This is a genomic window from Peribacillus sp. NPDC056705 (genome assembly GCF_043656335.1).
In genome coordinates this window covers 1-3,293 of sequence record NZ_JBHTYI010000079.1, presented here as the reverse complement: position 1 = coordinate 3,293, position 3,293 = coordinate 1, and the positions used below count along the sequence as shown (strand labels likewise).

Annotated in this window: 4 protein-coding genes and 1 pseudogene; 2 read left to right on the top strand and 3 right to left on the bottom strand. The window is 49.6% G+C overall.

All coding sequences use genetic code 11. The features are described 5' to 3' along the window. Nucleotides 1-55: 55 nt before the first annotated feature. The 3 genes and pseudogenes from ACFRAK_RS27385 to ACFRAK_RS27375 form a co-directional block, all read right to left on the bottom strand. Nucleotides 56-148: pseudogene (locus ACFRAK_RS27385) on the bottom strand (peptide deformylase); the annotation flags it as partial. A gap of 7 nt (nt 149-155) precedes the next feature. Beyond that, a complete protein-coding gene (locus ACFRAK_RS27380) occupies nt 156-398 on the bottom strand; it encodes a helix-turn-helix domain-containing protein (protein WP_394572940.1) in 243 nt (80 codons plus the stop codon). A 147-nt stretch (nt 399-545) separates the two neighbouring features. Then, on the bottom strand, nt 546-1,490 hold the full coding sequence (locus ACFRAK_RS27375) for a DMT family transporter (protein ID WP_394572939.1): 945 nt from the start codon (nt 1,488-1,490) through the stop codon (nt 546-548). Nucleotides 1,491-1,615: 125 nt separating this feature from the next. Here ACFRAK_RS27375 and ACFRAK_RS27370 point away from each other — a divergent pair, with 125 nt between their 5' ends. Next, nucleotides 1,616-2,305, top strand: coding sequence for a response regulator transcription factor (locus ACFRAK_RS27370; RefSeq protein WP_394572938.1), 690 nt, complete (start codon nt 1,616-1,618; stop codon nt 2,303-2,305). Further along, a partial coding sequence (locus ACFRAK_RS27365) for a sensor histidine kinase (RefSeq protein ID WP_394572937.1) occupies nt 2,302-3,293 on the top strand: 992 nt, incomplete at its 3' end. The genes ACFRAK_RS27370 and ACFRAK_RS27365, both read left to right, overlap by 4 nt.

Genomic DNA, 3,293 nt, shown 5'->3' with positions numbered 1-3,293 from the left:
CTGATTTTCCTGGTCAAAAAATCAGGAATATAATTTCAGAACAAGTAAAAGGCTGTATCTTCACAACCCTGGTATTCACATCGTCCACCGGACGAGCGGTCTTACGCAGAATAGGGTCACCAAACGGGACTATCGTTCTTACTGTCATGCTTTTGTTAAGCCTCCCTGGTTTTGGATGGTGGTGTATATACCCACAAATCACTTGGGGTACAGGATAAAGTCGTACAAAGAGCGTCTAACGTCTCCGCCTTCATCTGCCGCGGCTGACCGTTCAGCAAGGCACTGATCGATGCAGCCGAGAGACTGTAGTTCGCCTTCTGCTTCATCAATCGGGCTAACGCCGCCCCGGACCATATCCCTCTATCGGCCATAACATTCCGTAGCATCCATTCGAGCAAAGATCCCGCCTCCCGATATCCGAAAAATTAGGTATTACCTTATTTTATTAGGTAATACCTAAATAATCAAGATACTTCCGATAGGCAAGTGATACGAATATTCTTGTATGGGATGGCCTTAACTCATATGGAGAGTTTGGTTTATATTCAATTTTTCTTAATGGACCTTATGACCGCTGATCGAGACTTATGATGTCCCGCCAGACTGACGCCGATCACGCCAGTAATGACCAGCGCTGCTCCTAGGATATGATAGTACGCAATCTGTTCCTGCAAGAAGAGTACGCCGGCGAAGACCGTGATGATGGTCGACAGATTATTGAAGATGGACATACGCGAAGCTTCAAGCTGGGACAAGGTATAGTTCGCCAGCAGCGAGGTTCCAAGTGACGCCAACACCCCCAGATAGAGAACTGACCATACGAAAGTCGGATGCGAAAAAGCAGCGAAATATTGAGATACATTTCCCACGGCAGCGTGTCTTGATATGGATATAACATTGAATGTGGCAAATCCGAGCAGAGACATCATGAACGTAATATCAAGCACGGACTGCTTCTGGGTTAGCCTACGAGCCATAACCGTGTACACGGACGTCGATAAGGCCGATAACAGAATGAGGATAATGCCGAGCGTACTGGAAGAAGCCAATGAGACGCCTTTCAAGACAAAGATCAGGATAACCCCCGCCACCGATATGACGGTGAACAACTTTTGCAGCGCGTTCGAATGCTCCTTCAGAAACAGTGAAGCAAGCAGCATCGTGAAGATCGGTACAGTGGCATTTATAATGCCGGCCTCGGCCGAAGTGGTGTAGACAAGTCCAAAAGTCTGCAGGATGAAGAACAGGAGCGGGTAAAACACAGCCAGCGGAATGACGGCCAGCATCCCCTTCTTACTCCATCTGAAGCGTCTGCGTGTCATCAGTAGTGCAGCGGAAGCAGCCGCAAGCGAGATCGTAAAGCGGTGCGCCAGCGTATCCAGCGGATCTGCAATCGTGATTGCCATCTTGGCGAACATGAAGGAGAAACCAATAATCAGGGTATAGAGTAATACGGCGGCATAAGCGCGTCCTTTACGTGGCGTATTCATGTGTATAAGCTCCCTTCCTCTATCCTATAGCCGTTATTCATAAATCCCATCACGAATAGCGCATAATAGATATTTACTATACACTGGGAATTAAATGCGAAATACATCAAAGTGTGGTGATCCCATTGTTTAACATTATGCTAATTGAAGACGATGTGACCTTATTTCAGGAAGTAAAGGAACGACTGTCGCAGTGGTCGTATACCGTGCATGGGGTCCAGGATTTCAGCCAAGTCCTGCAGGAATTTACGGCTCTGCATCCAGACCTTGTCATTATTGATATCCAACTGCCCAAATTCGACGGCTTTCACTGGTGCCGCATGATCCGTTCTCATTCCAATGTACCGATCATCTTCCTGTCCTCAAGAGACCATCCGACTGACATGGTGATGTCCATGCAGCTTGGCGCAGATGACTATATACAGAAGCCGTTTCATTTCGAAGTGCTTGTAGCCAAGCTCCAAGCCACGCTTCGCCGAGTGTATAACTACAATGCCGAGCGGACCGAGCTGCGAGTATGGCGAGGGGCAACGGTTGAATATGTTAAGAATACGATTAGCACCCCGGATGGGGCTGCCTTGCTCACCAAGAATGAAATGCTGATTCTCAAGCTGCTGATTGAGCGCAAGAATGAAATCGTAAGCCGGGATGAGTTAATTAAGAACCTATGGGACAACGAACACTTCGTTAGTGACAATACGCTGACCGTCAATGTGAACCGGCTGCGCAAGAAACTGGAGACGATCGGCCTTGACCCTTATATCGAAACCAAGGTGGGACAAGGCTATATGGCTACCGAAGAGGTGCATATATGATCATGGCCTATCTCCGAGAGCGTTTGAGCTGGATTCTGTTCTTCCTGTGCCTGCAGTTTCTCCTCCTGTTCGTGGCTGCCATCGACGCTCAAATCCCGTTCCTGCCGATGCTCTATATCGTCTTTCTATCCGTTCTGATCTTTGGGGTCTTTCTCTTCGTCCAGTACAACCGGGAGACCAGGTTCTACAAAAGCCTTCAAGTGTGGGACGATACTTACGATCTGGCATCGATAAGCGAACCGGAACGACCTTTCGAGGCTATCGCCATGGACATCCTCACGCTGCAAACCGAGCGCTACAAGCGGGAAGCCTCCGCACATCGGACGGAGCTGGAACAGGAGAAGGACCAGCTGTTGTCCTGGATTCACGAAGTGAAGACCCCGCTGACCACGATGCGGCTGATGATCGAACGTCTGGAAGATGACACGCTCCAATCGCAGCTCATGTACGAGTGGCTCCGGATCCATCATCTGCTGGACCAGCAGCTGCATCAGAAGCGCATCCCGTTCATTCAGAACGATCTGTATATGGAGCGCTTGGCGCTGGAACCGATTCTGTATGCCGAGATACGGGCACTACGGTCATGGTGCCTGCAAAAAGGCATCGGTTTCGATGTCTCTCTTCAAGCGACGGAAGTGCTGACGGACGGGAAGTGGCTCGGCTTTATCCTCCGCCAATTGCTAACGAATGCCGTGAAATACAGCGAGGCTTCGGATATCGTGATCGAGAGCTATATGGAAGGAGATCATGTGCGATTGCTCGTACAGGATTCAGGTCGGGGCATCGATCCGCAGGACTTACCGCGGATTTTTGACAGAGGCTTCACGTCCACGACACAGCACCAGGACCATGCGGCCACTGGCATGGGACTATATTTAACGCAAAAAGTAGCAGATGCCCTTCGTATTCAAGTGGCTGTCAACTCGACCTCCGGTCAAGGAACCGCCTTCGCCCTCACGTTTCCACGCAAGAACGACCTATTGCAAAT

What these genes read in the sequence shown, in the direction of transcription:
- ACFRAK_RS27375 (WP_394572939.1), bottom strand. Translation starts at nt 1,490, where the DNA reads ATGAATACGCCACGTAAAGGACGCGCTTATGCCGCCGTATTACTCTAT.